The organism is Actinoallomurus acaciae, from assembly GCF_042429965.1.
GTDB lineage: Bacteria > Actinomycetota > Actinomycetes > Streptosporangiales > Streptosporangiaceae > Actinoallomurus > Actinoallomurus acaciae.
The window spans coordinates 1-12655 of record NZ_JBHLZP010000269.1 but is presented as its reverse complement, the minus strand read 5'-3'; the positions used below and the strand labels follow the sequence as shown (position 1 = coordinate 12655).

The following is a 12655-nucleotide window of genomic DNA, read 5'->3' as shown; positions in this document are numbered from 1 at the left end:
CTGCCCGGCGCCGCGCCTCCCGGCCGCGCCCTCGCCCGGCACGGCGCCGCACGGCGCCCTCCTGCGTCATGTCGTCATCCGAAGGGGACCTCCCGCCGCTCCCGCGGCGGCGTTCGCCGGTTGAGCGCCGCACCTCACTCCCGGATCTCCGCTGATCCGGCATTTCGGCGTTCCACTGTCAACTGGAGAGAAGTCCCTTTATGCGCATGTCTCAGCGCGTGGCGGCCGTGGCCGCCCTGGCCGGGCTCGCGGTCACCCTCGCGGCCGGAGCGGCCTCGGCGCACGTCACCGCCAACCCGAGCACGGCCGAGCCCGGCTCGTACAGCAAGGTGTCGTTCCGCGTCCCGAACGAGGAGCAGGGCGCCGACACCACGAAGCTGGAGGTCGACCTGCCCACCGACCACCCGATCGCGTCCGTGTCGGTCCGCCCGGTGCCCGGCTGGAAGATCAAGGTCGAGAAGGCCAAGCTGGCCACGCCGCTCAAGACCGACGGCGGGGAGCTCACCGAGGCCGTCTCGAAGATCACCTGGAGCGGCGGGAAGATCACGCCGGGCGAGTTCCAGGAGTTCGACGTCTCGATGGGCCCGCTGCCGACCGGCGTCGACCGGCTGATGTTCAAGGCGGCCCAGACCTACTCGAACGGCGACGTGGTGAACTGGAACCAGGACCCCGGCAACGGCGGTCAGGAGCCCGAGCACCCCGCGCCGACCATCCATCTCGTCGCCGCCGCGTCCGACGCGGCCAAGGACACGACGGCGCGGACGGCCCCGGCGTCGGACGACGGCACCGCGCGGCTGCTCGGCGGCCTGGGCCTCGCCGTCGGGATCGTGGGCCTGGCGGTCGGCGCGTACGGCCTGATCCGGAGGCGCGCATCATGAGGATCACGATGGCCGCGGCCGCGGCGGCACTGCTGGGCGTGCTGGCGACGGCCGCGCCGGCCGAAGCCCACACGACCCTGACGTCGTCCGATCCGGCCAAGGGCGCGTCGGTGGCCGCACCGGCCCAGATCCGCCTGACCTACGCCGACCCGGTGCGCTTCCCCGGCGTCGTCCTGCTGGACGCCAAGGGCGGCCACCACGAGACGGGCAAGGCGAGCGCGGTCGACAACCACGTGACCCAGCAGGTCGGCGGCGGCCTGGCGCCGGGCGTCTACACGGTCGGCTGGCGCGTGGTCGCCGAGGACGGCCATCCCGTGACCGGTGAGTACAAGTTCACGGTGAAGGGCGGCGGCTCTCCGTCCGCGGCCTCGGGGGTCGCCCCGTCGTCCGCGCCGGCCTCCCCCGCCGCCGAGCCCGCACAGCACACCTCCAGCGCCGGCTGGTGGTGGATCGGGCTGGTCGTCGTCGTGCTCGCCGTCATCGGCGGCGCGCTGGCGCTGCTCCGCCGCCGCTCCGCGGGAGGGCGGGCCTGACGTCTTCGTGGTCCCCGTCCCCGAGGCGCCGGGGACGGGCGGTCAGCGCGGGTCGTGGCCCGCACGCATGCTCGCCCCGGCGCACAGCAGCAGCACGGCGATGAGCGCCGTCAGGGGCGCGGTCCAGGCGCCGGTGGCCGTGTGCAGGGCGGCGGCGAGGAGGAAGCCGCAGGTCTGCGCCATGGCGGACAGAGCGGTCACGTGATCGGGATCGGCGCCCCGGTGGGCGTGGAGCACGCCGGGAAGCGCCTGCCCGGCGCCCAGCACCACGACCCATGCCATCGACGTCCCGGCCGGGCCGACCAGGAGCCCGGTGCAGCCTGCGACGCAGATCATGACGCTGGCCAGGATGTGCGGACGCTGATCCCGTCGCCGGGCGGCGAAGCCGAGGATGAGCACGGCCTGGCCGGCGCCGGTCGGGACGAGGACGGACGGAAGCCGGGCGAGCGTGGTGTAGAAGGCGAGGGTCTGGACGCCGAAGAAGACGGTCAGGCTCCAGGCGACCGCCGTCCGCGCCACACGCGGGCGCTCGGCGCTGACCGCCGGAGCGGGCGGTGGCGGATCTGCGGGGTGATGCCGGCCGCCGCGAGGACGGCCGGGACGACGGCCAGGCACCGCCCGCGCGACGGGAACGACCAGGGCCGCGACGATCGCCGAGCCGATGCCCATCGAGAGGGCGTAGACGCCCATCATCGTGCCGACCCTCCGGCGCGCGAACCGCTTGCGCACCAGGACCGGGAGGAGCACGTTGATGACGGCCGTGGCCGCGCCGACCACGACAGCGCCCAGGTAGAGGCCGGGCGTTCCCAGCACGCGCGGCACCGTCCCGGCCGCGAGGACCAGGCTCGCCCACCACAACCCCCGCTCCTCGCCGAGCCGCCGCCTCGCCGCGGCCGCCGGCGGAGCGAAGGCTCCCATGCAGAGCGGCGGCAGCAGCCCGATCTGCCCGAAGGCGGCCCTGGTGTTCAGGCTCATCAGCACGAAAACCGGCGACGAGCACGCCTCCCGCGCCGTCCGGGGGCGCGGACGCCGGGGAAGCAACACGGCGGACCCTCCGGAGACGTGGGCGAGCGGAGTCCGGCCAGGTTGCACGCTCAAGTCAACTTGAGCGCGACCACGTGGAGGGGACCTTGGAACGGCTGTACTCGATCAGCGAGGTCGCCGAGGCCTTCGGGATCTCGGTACCGACGCTGCGCTTCTACGAAGAGCGAGGCCTGATCCGGCCCACCGCCCGGCGCGGCAGAGTGCGCCGGTACGACCGCGCCGCCCTGGAGCGGCTCGCCTACGCCCGGCCGTGGCGCCACGACGGCATGATGACGGCCGCGGTGGTCCGCAGTGAGAACGTGCGGGACCGGCACGCTCTGATCACCGCCCGGCACGCCGCCATGCTGGAGCGCGTCCGGGAGCTCACCCGCGCCGCCGCCGTACTGCGGCACCTGCTGCGCTGTCCGGCGGACGTCCGGTGACCGGTGCCCACATTCCGCGCCCGCGTCGATGCCGCCCTCGCCGGTGAGGGCGATAAGGGAGCGTTTCCGCCCGGCGAAGTAGACGGCGGCGACGCGCGGGATGCCCGGGAGCCGTAATGGCGACGGAACCCCTTTTCCGGCGAACCGAAAATCGCTTTGCTGATCAGCCTTTCAGCGCGACGAAGGCGGCGCGGCTGCCCGGCTTGCCGGGCGGGCGCAGCCGGCCGTTCACATAGACGCGTGCGGCGCTCGCGTCGCTCAGGACGACGCTCAGCCGCTGTTCGTCGAAGCGCAGCGACTGGCCGCGCACGAAGCTGCGGTTGACCAGAATGTCGCCGCCCGGCACCCGCACGAACACCTGGCATTTCGGCCCCGTCACGGTGACCGCGAGGGTCACCACGGCCGGAGAGGCCGACGGCGAGGGCCGGCCGTGCCGGGTGGGCGGCCGGCCGCGGGTCTCGTCCCAGATCCGGTAGCCGGAGAACGCCGCCAGGCATACGAGGGCCGCGATCGCCAGAAGCGCGAGGAGGAACCGACCGCGAAGCGCACGCCTTCGCTCGGAAGAGACATGACGTCCCACGACGGCGAGCTTAGTCAGTGACGTATGCGACGTCAGGTATTCGAATTGGTCAAGAGCCGGTCGTGGGAAGTTTTCCCGGTATCGACTGGTAAAGAGCGGCCTCAAGAAACCCCTGTGACTGGTGTTACGGAAGTCATCTCACCCCCTGGCCACACCTCCGCCGAAATGTCAGGAAAGGGACATTGATACGCGCTTAACCGGCTAATCTCCGGGGCAAATGACGGGATGCCGTCGATGATCGGGGACGGGTGTTGGATGTCATACCGTCGCGGTAGCGCTGTCGGGGCCAGGGCACTGGCCATCCTCTTGACCATCGTTCCGGCTTCCGCCTGTTCTCTCGGTTCCCATGCCGACGGTTGCCGGGCCGAGGCGATCACGGTGGCCGCGGCGCCCACGATCGCCCCGGCCGTCGAGCAGACCGCCCGCCGCTACAACGCCCAGACGACCTGCGTCCGCGTCACCGTGCTCCGCGAGGAGCCGGCGGACGTGGCCGGCGTCCTGTCCGGACAGGGCTCCTCCCCCGGCGCCGTACGGCCCGACGCGTGGATCCCGGACTCCTCGCTCTGGCTGCCGGTCGCCCGGCGCACCCGCCTCGGCGCCACCGCCGTACGGCCCTCGGGCACCTCGATCGCCTCGTCGCCTCTGGTCCTGGCCGCCGCGCAGGGACGTTCGCCGAGCCAGGTGAGCTGGCGGCTGCTCCTGTCCTCCCGGCTCCCCGGCACCGGCGCGGCGCGGCCACCGGTCCGCGTGCGGTTCCTCGACCCCACGACGCAGGCGAGCGGCCTCGGCGCGCTGATGCTCGCCCACCAGGCGTCCGGGGCGGGGAAGTCCGGCCTCGGCACGTTCGCGATCACCCTCTACTCCGACCTCGGCTCCGCCCTCCCCGACGACAAGGCCGCGTACGACGCGATGTTCCGCGGCGGGGACCCGCCGACCGCCGTGGTGCTGTCGGAGCAGTCGGTCTGGCAGCACGACCACGCGGACCCGAAACGGCCGGTCACCGCCCGTTACCCGAGTGACGGCGCACTCACGCTGGACTTCCCGTACGTCTCGGCGACCACCGACCGCGAGCGGTCGCGGACCGTGGAGGACTTCGGCGCCGCGCTGTCGCAGCCGCCGACGCGCGAGGCCCTGCAGTCGCTCGGGCTGCGGACCCCGGACGGCGTCGCCGGGGCCGGGTTCGGGCCCCGGTACGGCGTCGCGTCCGAGGCGCCGCCGCCGACGCGCCCGCAGGATCCGGCGATGGTCGACCGGATCCTGCAGATGTGGCAGCGGACCGTGCTCGGCGCGCGCATGCTGATCCTGCTCGACGTCTCCCCCTCGATGGCCGATCCCGTGCCGGGCGGCAAGGAGACGCGCATGCGCGCGACGACCCGCGCGGCCATCGGCGGCACCCGCATCCTCAGCGACAACTCCCAGGTGTCCCTCTGGGAGTTCTCCACCCGTCTCGACGGCGACCGCGACTACCGGCAGCTCGTGCCGTACCGGCAGCTGACCCAGCGGGTGGGCATCGGGACCCAGCGCGACGCGGTGATCGCCGCGTTCAACGCCGCGCAGCCCGCGCCCGGCACCCGTACGGGGCTGTACGACTCGGTGCTGGCCGCGTACCGAGAAGCGGTGCGGACCTACCAGCCGGACCGCAACAACGTGCTGGTCGTGCTCACCGACGGCATGAACTACGACCCCGGGCACACGATCCTCCTCCAGGAGCTGCTGAAGGAGCTGGGGCGCATCACGGACCCGCTGAAGCCGGTGGCGATCGTGCCGATCGCCTTCGGGCCCGACGTGGATCCCGGGCCACTCCAGCAGATCGCCGGGCGGACCGGCGGCCAGGCGTTCGTCACCCTCGACCCCGGCCAGATCCAGCAGGTGTTCCTGGAGATGCTGATCCGCCTCACGTGCGGCCGGGAATGCCCCATGTCGTGATCGCCCGGTAAGGTCGGGGTGCTGTGAGCGAACTCGAGTGGCTGGCGATGGCCCGGCATGGGGAGAGCATCGGCAACGTCGCCTGGCGCACGGCCGAGGCGGGCCGGCGCGAGGAGATCGACATCGGCCTGCGCGACCCCGACGTCCCGCTGTCGGATACCGGCCGGCGGCAGGCGAAGGCGCTGGGCCGGTGGCTGGCCGCGATGCCTCCGGACGAGCGCCCCACGGTGGTGTACTCCTCGCCGTACGTCCGCGCCGCCGAGACCGCGCGCATCGCGCTGGCGGAGATCGGCGACCTGCCGATCCGCCTCGACGAGCGGCTGCGCGACCGGGAGAACGGCGTGCTGTACGCGCTGACGTGGCGGGGCATCGCCGCCCGGTTCCCCGACGAGATGGCGCGCAAACGGCTCACCGGCAAGTTCTACTACCGCCCGCCCGGCGGCGAGTCCTGGGCGGACGTCGCCCTCCGGCTCCGCAGCGCGCTGTCCGACATCCAGCGCGACCACCCGGGCGGCCGGGTGCTCGTCGTCGCCCACGACGCGGTCGTGGTCCTCACGCGCTACATCGTGGAACGGCTCACCGAGCAGGACGTGCTCGAGATCGAGCGCACGCTCGTCCCGAACGCCTCCCTCACGCTGTGGGCCCGTAAGGACGGCGAGCTTCGCCTGGTCACCTCCAACAGCACCGGGCACCTCGACGCGGCGGACCTGCCCGTCTGAGGCACCGGCCCGCGGCTCCCCGGCGGCCTTCGGGGGCTCACTCCTTGTCGTCGTGGACGAACAGGTTGAGCAGCCAGCTCACGACGCCGACGACGATCGCGCCCCAGAACGCCGGCCAGAAGCCGCTGACGTGGAAGGGCAGGTTCATCTTGCCCGACGCCCAGCTGGCCAGCCACAGCAGCAGCCCGTTCACCACGAGCGCGAAGAGACCCAGCGTGAGGATGTAGAACACACAGCCGAACGTCTTGACGATCGGCTTCAGGAAGGCGTTGATCAGGCCGAAGACGATGGCCACGGCGATCAGAGTGCCGACCTTCTTCGGGGTGGAGGCCGTCGTCAGGTCGATGCCGCTGACGATGAGCGTCGCCACCCACAGGGCGATTGCGGTCGTAACCACTCGAATCAGGATCTTCACATACCGATGGTTGCACGAAACACTTCCCAGATGAACGCGGTCCGTGACGTCCTGGCCTCTGACACCGACGCGCTCGCGGCGGTGCTGGGACGCGCCTTCGCCGACGATCCGGTCTGGACGTGGATGTTCCCGCGCCATCCGGAGCGGATGGCCGCCATGTTCGCCATGCTGCTCCGCCACGCTCGCCTGCCGAACGGCCTGAACGAACTGGCCGAGGAGAACGGCCGGGTACGGGCGGGCGCGCTGTGGGACCCGCCGGGCCGGGGACGGGTCTCTCTCACGACCCAGCTCCAGCAGCTTCCGGGCATGCTGCGCATCATGGGCGCCCGGACGTACACGGTGCTGCGCGGGCTCGGCGAGATCGAGCGGGTACACCCGATCGAACCGCACTGGTACCTCTCGACACTCGGCACCGATCCGCCCGCCCAGGGCCGCGGGTTCGGCTCGGCCCTGCTGATGTCGCGGCTGTCCCGCTGCGACGACCAGCGGTTCCCCGCGTACCTGGAGTCCTCCAAGGAGACGAACATCCCCTACTACGAACGCTTCGGGTTCCGGGTCACCGGGGAGATCCGCGTGTCCGGGGGCGGGCTGCGCGTCTGGCCCATGTGGCGGAATCCGCAGTAGCCGCCGCGAGGTCCCGGCCGCTCAGGCCTCGGGGTCCTCCAGGAGCGGGAGCGTGAGGACGAACCGGGTGCCGAGGTCGTCGTCGGCCAGCTCCAGTGAGCCGCCGTACGCGTCGGCGATGTCGCGGGAGATGGCCAGCCCGAGCCCCGTACCGCCCGAGTCCCGCTTCCGCGAGGCGGGCAGCCGGATGAACCGTTCGAAGATCCGCTCGCGGTCCTCCGGCGCGATCGCCTCACCGTCGTTGAAGATCTCCACGACCGCCGCGTCGCGCTCGCGCCGTACGGTCACGATCACCTCCGAGTCGGCGTGCCGCGCGGCGTTGTCGAGCAGGTTGGTGAGCACCCGGCCGACGTCGACGTCGTTCACCCGGGCGATCACGCCCGGCTCGGCGGCGACCTTCGCCGAGATACGGCGGGGCCGGCGGGCCACCTCGCGCTCGGCGAGCTCGCCCAGGTCGACGCGCTCGGTACGGCCGGGCAGACCCGCCTCCCTCCGGGCGAGGACGAGGAGCTCGGTGACGATGTTCTGCAGGCGTTCGGTGTTCTTCAGCGTCCGCCTCAGCGCCGACCGCAGGTCGGTGCCCTCCGGGTCGATCAGGGCCGCCTCGAGCTCGGCACGCAGGCCGGCGATGGGGCTGCGCAGGTCGTGCGAGACGTCGGAGACCAGCCGCCGCTGCTGCTCGACGGCCGCCTCCAGCCGGTCCAGCGTGGCGTTGACGGCCTCCACCAGCGAGGAGAACTCATCGCGCCGGGGCGGAACCGACACCCGCCGGTGCAGGTCCGCGGCGTTGATCTCGTCGAGCTCGGCGCGGATCAGCTCGACGGGCCGCAGCCTGCGCGCGGCGAGCCACCAGCGCCAGACCCCGGCCACCCCGATGCTGAACGGGATGCCCAGGGCGAGGAAGACGGCGAGCCCCGGGCGAGGGAACAGACCGAGCTCCGGCGCCAGGACGTACACGGTCAGTGGGCCGTCCGGGCCGACGACGTGCATCGACAGGGCGTGGAAGCAGCGGTTCGCCGGGCAGACGCGCTCGAAGAGATGGCTGCCCCCGGCGGGCGCCTTCGCCCGCAGTGCGGGCAGGCCGACCAGCGAGCGGCTGGCCGCCACGACCTGCCGCCGGTCGTTTTGAACCTGGATCAGACCGGGGTTGCCGCTGACGATCGGGGTCTCGAGGTGACCGGCCCGGATCAGGGTGGCGACCTGGCGCGCGGTGAACGACAGCTGGTTGTCGAGCTGGATGCCCGCCTGGATGCGGACGAAGGCGAGGAGCCCCCCGTACGCGAGCATGGCGAGGAAGCCCGTGACCACCATCGCGATGACGGTCACGCGCACCCTGATCAGTTGCTCATTCGATGCCCGCACTGGTGTCGGCCGCGAAGGCCGCCCCCCGACGGCCGCGCACGGCAACGGTGATCTACCCTGCCGAACCTCCGATCATGCAATACCGCAGGCCAGAGGCCTGATCACCTGGTGACTCGGCGAGGGCCGACCACCTTCATCGAGAGGAGCTCGCCGGGGGCGTACGGCCGGGCACGAGCGGGCGGGAGAAGCGCCGGGCGACCTCTCCCGGGGGATTCCGCGACCCGTTCACTCACCGGCCGGACCGGCGAGTGTCCGAAGTTCGAGACGGAGCTGTCCGAAAGCGGCCGGGGCGCGGCCTGCCTCAGACAACCGGGCACCCGGAGATATATGCATCTATATCCGATTCCCTGTGGCGCGACGATTCGCCGACCGGGAGTGACCAACGGACACGCTCAGCGACGGAACCGTCGGCATATCTCCCACTTCCACGCCATCTCAACGGCATCACCCCAACCATCACGACGGAACGCATGACACCGCCGCGACAGCGTCGTGACCAGTACATTTGATGGCAATAGCGAAACCTCGCACGGGGTCTCGGCTCTTGGTCGCCCCCTCGCACCAATGTGTGTCAAAGTTGACACGCGACAGAAGCCAGCGAAGCGGTGATACTCGACTGTGGGAAACGGACGATCGCGATGACGGTCCGCCCTCCGGGCGGCCCGCGTCAGAACAACTGAAACCGGAAGGATGCCGTCCGCGCCACACGTTGGCGGCAAATCGGCGTTCATAGGGAGGCGGGAGCGCCAATGAAGAAGTACCTCACCTGGGCACTCGGGGCCTTTGTTGTGTTCTACCTGCTGACTTCTCCGTCAGGTGCGGCTCGCGTGGTGCACAACGCACTGGGCAGCCTCGCCAGCGCGGGCAACTCTTTGTCGAGGTTCGTGAACGCACTGTGACCGCCGGCGCGGCTCAGGCCGCGCCGCATCCACCATTCGCGGCGGTTCTCCGCTGTGACCTCACCGTGGTTCTCCGCCACGGAGTACCGGTTTCTCGTGTCCCCCTTCCCTGGAGGCGGTGAGCGACGCCCCAGAACGACGTTCTAGGGTTGTTTTCGCAGCGACCGACCTAAGAGGTGAGCATGGGACCGCTGAACGGCGTCCGCGTCATCGAGATCGCGAGTCTCGCACCCGCGCCCTTCGCGTGCATGGTGCTGGCCGACCTGGGCGCCGATGTCATCCGCGTCGACCGCCCCGCCAGTGTCGGCGGCGAGGCGCCGATGGACCCGCTCGGCCGGGGCCGCCGTTCGATCGGCCTCAACCTCAAGGACCCCGCCGGGGTCGACGTACTCCTGCGCCTGGTCGACGACGCCGACGTCATCGTCGAGGGCTTCCGCCCGGGAGTGACCGAACGCCTCGGCTTCGGCCCGGACGCCTGCCTCGCCCGCAACCCCGGCATCGTCTACGGCCGGATGACGGGCTGGGGCCAGGAGGGCCCGATGTCCGGGATGGCCGGGCACGACATCAACTACATCGCCGTCGCGGGAGCCCTGGACCCGATCGGCCGCGCCGGCGAGCGGCCACTGCCGCCCCTCAACCTCGTGGGCGACTTCGGCGGCGGCGGCATGCTGCTCGCGGTCGGCATCCTCGCCGCGCTGCACGAGCGGTCGCACTCCGGCCGGGGACAGGTCGTCGACGCGGCCATGGTCGACGGGGCCGCCCTGCTGACGTCCTTCATCCACGGCATGCGAGGCCAGGGCCTGTGGGCGGACGCCCGCGGCACCAACCTGCTCGACAGCGGCGCACCGTTCTACGACACGTACGAGACGGCCGACGGGCTGTACATGAGCGTCGGAGCGCTGGAGCCGCAGTTCTACGCCGCGCTGCTGCACGGCCTGGGCCTGGAGGGCGAGGACCTGCCGGGCCAACTCGAGAACGACCGCTGGCCGCAACTGCGCGCGCGCTTCACCGAGGTGTTCAAGACCCGCACCCGGGCGGAGTGGACGGAGATCTTCGACGGCACCGACGCCTGCGTCGCACCGGTGATGGGCCTGGGCGAGGCCCCGAACCATCCTCACGCGACGGCACGCGAGGGGTTCGTGGAGGTGGGCGGCCTGACACAGCCCGCCCCGGCACCACGCTTCAGCCGCACCGCCGCCGAAGCCCCGACCCCACCGGTACGCGCGGGCGAACACACCGACACGACCTTGACCGCCCTCGGCCTGTCCACGAAGGAGATCGCAGACCTACGCGCCCGAGGCGCCGTCGCCTGAGGCGAGAATGCAGGTGAGCGCCTCCCGGCGGGGCCTGGCCCATCGCCTGACTCACTGACGGGCGCCACCTCAGGACGGGGCGGCCGCCGCGATGCGGGGGCCTGGCTGGCTTCGGGGGCGGGTCCGGACGCGGACGCCCCAACGTCCATACCGACACGACACTGACCAAGTTCGGCCTGTCCGCGGAGGAGATCGCAGACCTGCGCGACCGGGGCCCCGTCGCCTGCCCCTGCCACCGAGGCAGGCGGGCGGGTTGGCTGGTTGGTTGGTTGGCTGGCTGGCTGGCTGGCTGGCTGGCTGCGACAGAGATATCCACAACCGTCCCGCCCACCTTCCGCCAGCAAAGCCCAACGCTGGACAATGAGATTGGGCTGAAGCCCCCCGGGCGGGCGGGGACCACCTCCCGGGCGGGCCTCCCGGGCGGGGACCACCTCCCGGGCGGGGACCACCTCCCGGGCGGGGACCACCTCCCGGGCGGGGACCACCTCGCGGGCATTCCCGGACAGGTGCCTCCCCTGGACAGACACCGCTCAGGGTGGGCCCCCGCGATGCGGGATCATCCCTGCGGGCCAGGCCGGAGGTGGATGGGTGGTATCCGGGCGGTGGTCTCCAGCAAATGCGGGATCCGGGATCGGCTCGGGTGCGTCATCCTTGCCCGCATGAGGCCCATACGCGTCCTCATCGTCGATGATCAAGCTCTGTTCGCCGAGGCGCTCGCCGCTCGGCTCGGGGCCGAGCGCGACCTTGAGGTGCTGCCCGTCGCTCATGACATTCGGCGTGCCACCGCGCTCATCGCGACCGAGGCGCCGCAGGTCGTCGTGCTCGACCTCGTGCTCGGGGAGGAGAGCGGGCTCGACGCGCTCGACCTGATCCGGCGGCGCTATCCCGACGTCCGGGTGGTCGTGCTCAGCGGGATCACCGACATCGATCCCATGGTCACCGCGCTGCGGCGTGGGGCGGTGGGCTGGCTGCCCAAGACCGAGAGCGCCGACCTCGTCTCGCAGGTGATCCGGCGGGCGGCCGGGCGTGGAGGCTGGATTCCACCGACGGTTCTCGGCGAGGTGCTGCGGCGTCTGTTCGCCGATGGCGTGCCGGGCACCGACGACCTCGCCGAGCTCACGCCGCGCGAGCGTGAGGTGCTCCGGTGCATGGTCGACGGGCTGAACCGGCCGGAGATCGCCGATCGGCTCGGGCTGTCGGCCAACACCGTCCGTACCCACACGCAGAACCTCCTCGGCAAGCTCGACGCGCACTCCGCGCTCGAGGCGATCACGGTGGCGATGCGCGCGGGCATGCGTCCGTCGAATCCCGGCGACGATCCGCCGTTCTGACTTCGCGTCTGAAGGGCTCCCGCCCAGAAAAACCCGCCGCGGCCGGTGCGGCGGGGACACCCGAGGGGGCATTCGGCGAACGGCGTCCACCATATGGCGTAGGTCCTCATCGTCCTGATGCGCGTTCAGGCGCTCGGGCGGCGGCCGTACTCTCAGCGCAAACGAGAGGGGCGTTCGTGAGAATCGGACGGGGCTGAGCTTGCGCAGGCGACGGTGCCGTGGCGGCGACGGCGTCCGCACTGTGGTCGTCGGTGCGGGCCGTGCGGGTCGTACGGTGGCCAGGGCGCTGCTGGAGAGGGACGAGGGCCTGACTCCGGTCGGGTTCCTCGACGACGGGCCGGTGGGCGACGCGGTCGACGGTCTGCCGGTGCTCGGCGGCACCACGGACATCGCCGGCGCCACCTGGCCGGTCCGCGCGCACCTCGTCATCGTGGCGATCCCCTCGCTGCCGCCCGTACGTGTCGCGCGGCTCATCGACGACGTCTGCTCGGCCGGCCTCGACGTGCGCTACCTTCCGCCCGGCGCGGGCCCGCGGGACACGCCGCTCAGCCTGCTCGGGCGGAGCGAGCTGGTCGTGGCGAGCACGCGGGCGCGGCGGTTCGTCTCGGG

14 protein-coding genes are annotated in these 12655 nt (G+C 71.8%); 10 read left to right on the top strand and 4 right to left on the bottom strand.

Features of this window, described 5'->3' with window-relative positions:
- Positions 1-206 precede the first annotated feature (206 nt).
- Together ACFFNX_RS29720 and ACFFNX_RS29715 are read left to right on the top strand one after the other, a co-directional pair.
- Positions 207-878, top strand: coding sequence for a YcnI family copper-binding membrane protein (locus ACFFNX_RS29720; protein WP_378209135.1), 672 nt, complete (start codon positions 207-209; stop codon positions 876-878).
- Positions 875-1411 carry a copper resistance CopC family protein gene (locus ACFFNX_RS29715; RefSeq protein ID WP_378209133.1) on the top strand — a complete coding sequence of 179 codons (537 nt, stop codon included), beginning with the start codon at positions 875-877 and terminating at the stop codon, positions 1409-1411. The genes ACFFNX_RS29720 and ACFFNX_RS29715 overlap by 4 nt, the downstream gene beginning before the upstream one ends.
- A gap of 42 nt (positions 1412-1453) precedes the next feature.
- On the opposite strand, the gene ACFFNX_RS29710 is transcribed toward ACFFNX_RS29715, so the two are convergent.
- Positions 1454-2386 (bottom strand): MFS transporter, encoded by a 933-nt coding sequence (locus ACFFNX_RS29710; protein WP_378209131.1) that lies wholly within the window; start codon positions 2384-2386, stop codon positions 1454-1456.
- A 155-nt stretch (positions 2387-2541) separates the two neighbouring features.
- Between ACFFNX_RS29710 and ACFFNX_RS29705 the strand changes: the two genes are divergently transcribed.
- Positions 2542-2877 carry a MerR family transcriptional regulator gene (locus ACFFNX_RS29705; RefSeq protein ID WP_378209129.1) on the top strand — a complete coding sequence of 112 codons (336 nt, stop codon included), beginning with the start codon at positions 2542-2544 and terminating at the stop codon, positions 2875-2877.
- A gap of 163 nt (positions 2878-3040) precedes the next feature.
- Here ACFFNX_RS29705 and ACFFNX_RS29700 read toward each other — a convergent pair whose 3' ends face one another.
- Positions 3041-3457, bottom strand: coding sequence for a hypothetical protein (locus tag ACFFNX_RS29700; protein ID WP_378209127.1), 417 nt, complete (start codon positions 3455-3457; stop codon positions 3041-3043).
- Positions 3458-3835: 378 nt separating this feature from the next.
- On the opposite strand from ACFFNX_RS29700, the gene ACFFNX_RS29695 reads away from it, so the two are divergent.
- Positions 3836-5383 carry a substrate-binding domain-containing protein gene (locus ACFFNX_RS29695; protein WP_378209125.1) on the top strand — a complete coding sequence of 516 codons (1548 nt, stop codon included), beginning with the start codon at positions 3836-3838 and terminating at the stop codon, positions 5381-5383.
- Between the two features lie 23 nt (positions 5384-5406).
- Positions 5407-6102, top strand: coding sequence for a histidine phosphatase family protein (locus tag ACFFNX_RS29690; RefSeq protein ID WP_378209123.1), 696 nt, complete (start codon positions 5407-5409; stop codon positions 6100-6102).
- A 37-nt stretch (positions 6103-6139) separates the two neighbouring features.
- Here the strand turns inward: ACFFNX_RS29690 and ACFFNX_RS29685 are convergent, their stop codons facing one another.
- The gene (locus ACFFNX_RS29685) at positions 6140-6517 is read right to left on the bottom strand and encodes a phage holin family protein (protein WP_378209121.1); all 378 of its coding nucleotides are present in this window, start codon (positions 6515-6517) and stop codon (positions 6140-6142) included.
- 30 nt (positions 6518-6547) lie between these two features.
- Here ACFFNX_RS29685 and ACFFNX_RS29680 point away from each other — a divergent pair, with 30 nt between their 5' ends.
- Entirely contained in the window at positions 6548-7141 is a 594-nt protein-coding gene (locus tag ACFFNX_RS29680; RefSeq protein ID WP_378209119.1) for a GNAT family N-acetyltransferase, read from the top strand.
- 21 nt (positions 7142-7162) lie between these two features.
- Here ACFFNX_RS29680 and ACFFNX_RS29675 read toward each other — a convergent pair whose 3' ends face one another.
- Positions 7163-8467, bottom strand: coding sequence for a sensor histidine kinase (locus ACFFNX_RS29675; protein WP_378209117.1), 1305 nt, complete (start codon positions 8465-8467; stop codon positions 7163-7165).
- A 785-nt stretch (positions 8468-9252) separates the two neighbouring features.
- On the opposite strand from ACFFNX_RS29675, the gene ACFFNX_RS29670 reads away from it, so the two are divergent.
- From ACFFNX_RS29670 to ACFFNX_RS29655, 4 genes are all read left to right on the top strand, one after another.
- Complete coding sequence (locus ACFFNX_RS29670; protein WP_378209115.1) at positions 9253-9402, top strand: hypothetical protein; 150 nt, start codon at positions 9253-9255, stop codon at positions 9400-9402.
- A 182-nt stretch (positions 9403-9584) separates the two neighbouring features.
- Positions 9585-10715 (top strand): CaiB/BaiF CoA transferase family protein, encoded by a 1131-nt coding sequence (locus ACFFNX_RS29665; RefSeq protein ID WP_378209113.1) that lies wholly within the window; start codon positions 9585-9587, stop codon positions 10713-10715.
- Between the two features lie 659 nt (positions 10716-11374).
- Positions 11375-12046 carry a response regulator gene (locus ACFFNX_RS29660; RefSeq protein ID WP_378209112.1) on the top strand — a complete coding sequence of 224 codons (672 nt, stop codon included), beginning with the start codon at positions 11375-11377 and terminating at the stop codon, positions 12044-12046.
- A gap of 199 nt (positions 12047-12245) precedes the next feature.
- On the top strand, positions 12246-12655 hold a 410-nt coding region (locus ACFFNX_RS29655; protein WP_378209110.1), incomplete at its 3' end, for a nucleoside-diphosphate sugar epimerase/dehydratase.

Excerpts from the sequence above, each read along its gene's own strand:
- ACFFNX_RS29720 (WP_378209135.1), top strand. The coding sequence starts at position 207 with ATGTCTCAGCGCGTGGCGGCCGTGGCCGCCCTGGCCGGGCTCGCGGTC.
- ACFFNX_RS29715 (WP_378209133.1), top strand. The coding sequence starts at position 875 with ATGAGGATCACGATGGCCGCGGCCGCGGCGGCACTGCTGGGCGTGCTG.
- ACFFNX_RS29710 (WP_378209131.1), bottom strand. The coding sequence starts at position 2,386 with ATGAGCCTGAACACCAGGGCCGCCTTCGGGCAGATCGGGCTGCTGCCG.
- ACFFNX_RS29680 (WP_378209119.1), top strand. The coding sequence starts at position 6,548 with ATGAACGCGGTCCGTGACGTCCTGGCCTCTGACACCGACGCGCTCGCG.
- ACFFNX_RS29670 (WP_378209115.1), top strand. The coding sequence starts at position 9,253 with ATGAAGAAGTACCTCACCTGGGCACTCGGGGCCTTTGTTGTGTTCTAC.
- ACFFNX_RS29665 (WP_378209113.1), top strand. The coding sequence starts at position 9,585 with ATGGGACCGCTGAACGGCGTCCGCGTCATCGAGATCGCGAGTCTCGCA.
- ACFFNX_RS29660 (WP_378209112.1), top strand. The coding sequence starts at position 11,375 with ATGAGGCCCATACGCGTCCTCATCGTCGATGATCAAGCTCTGTTCGCC.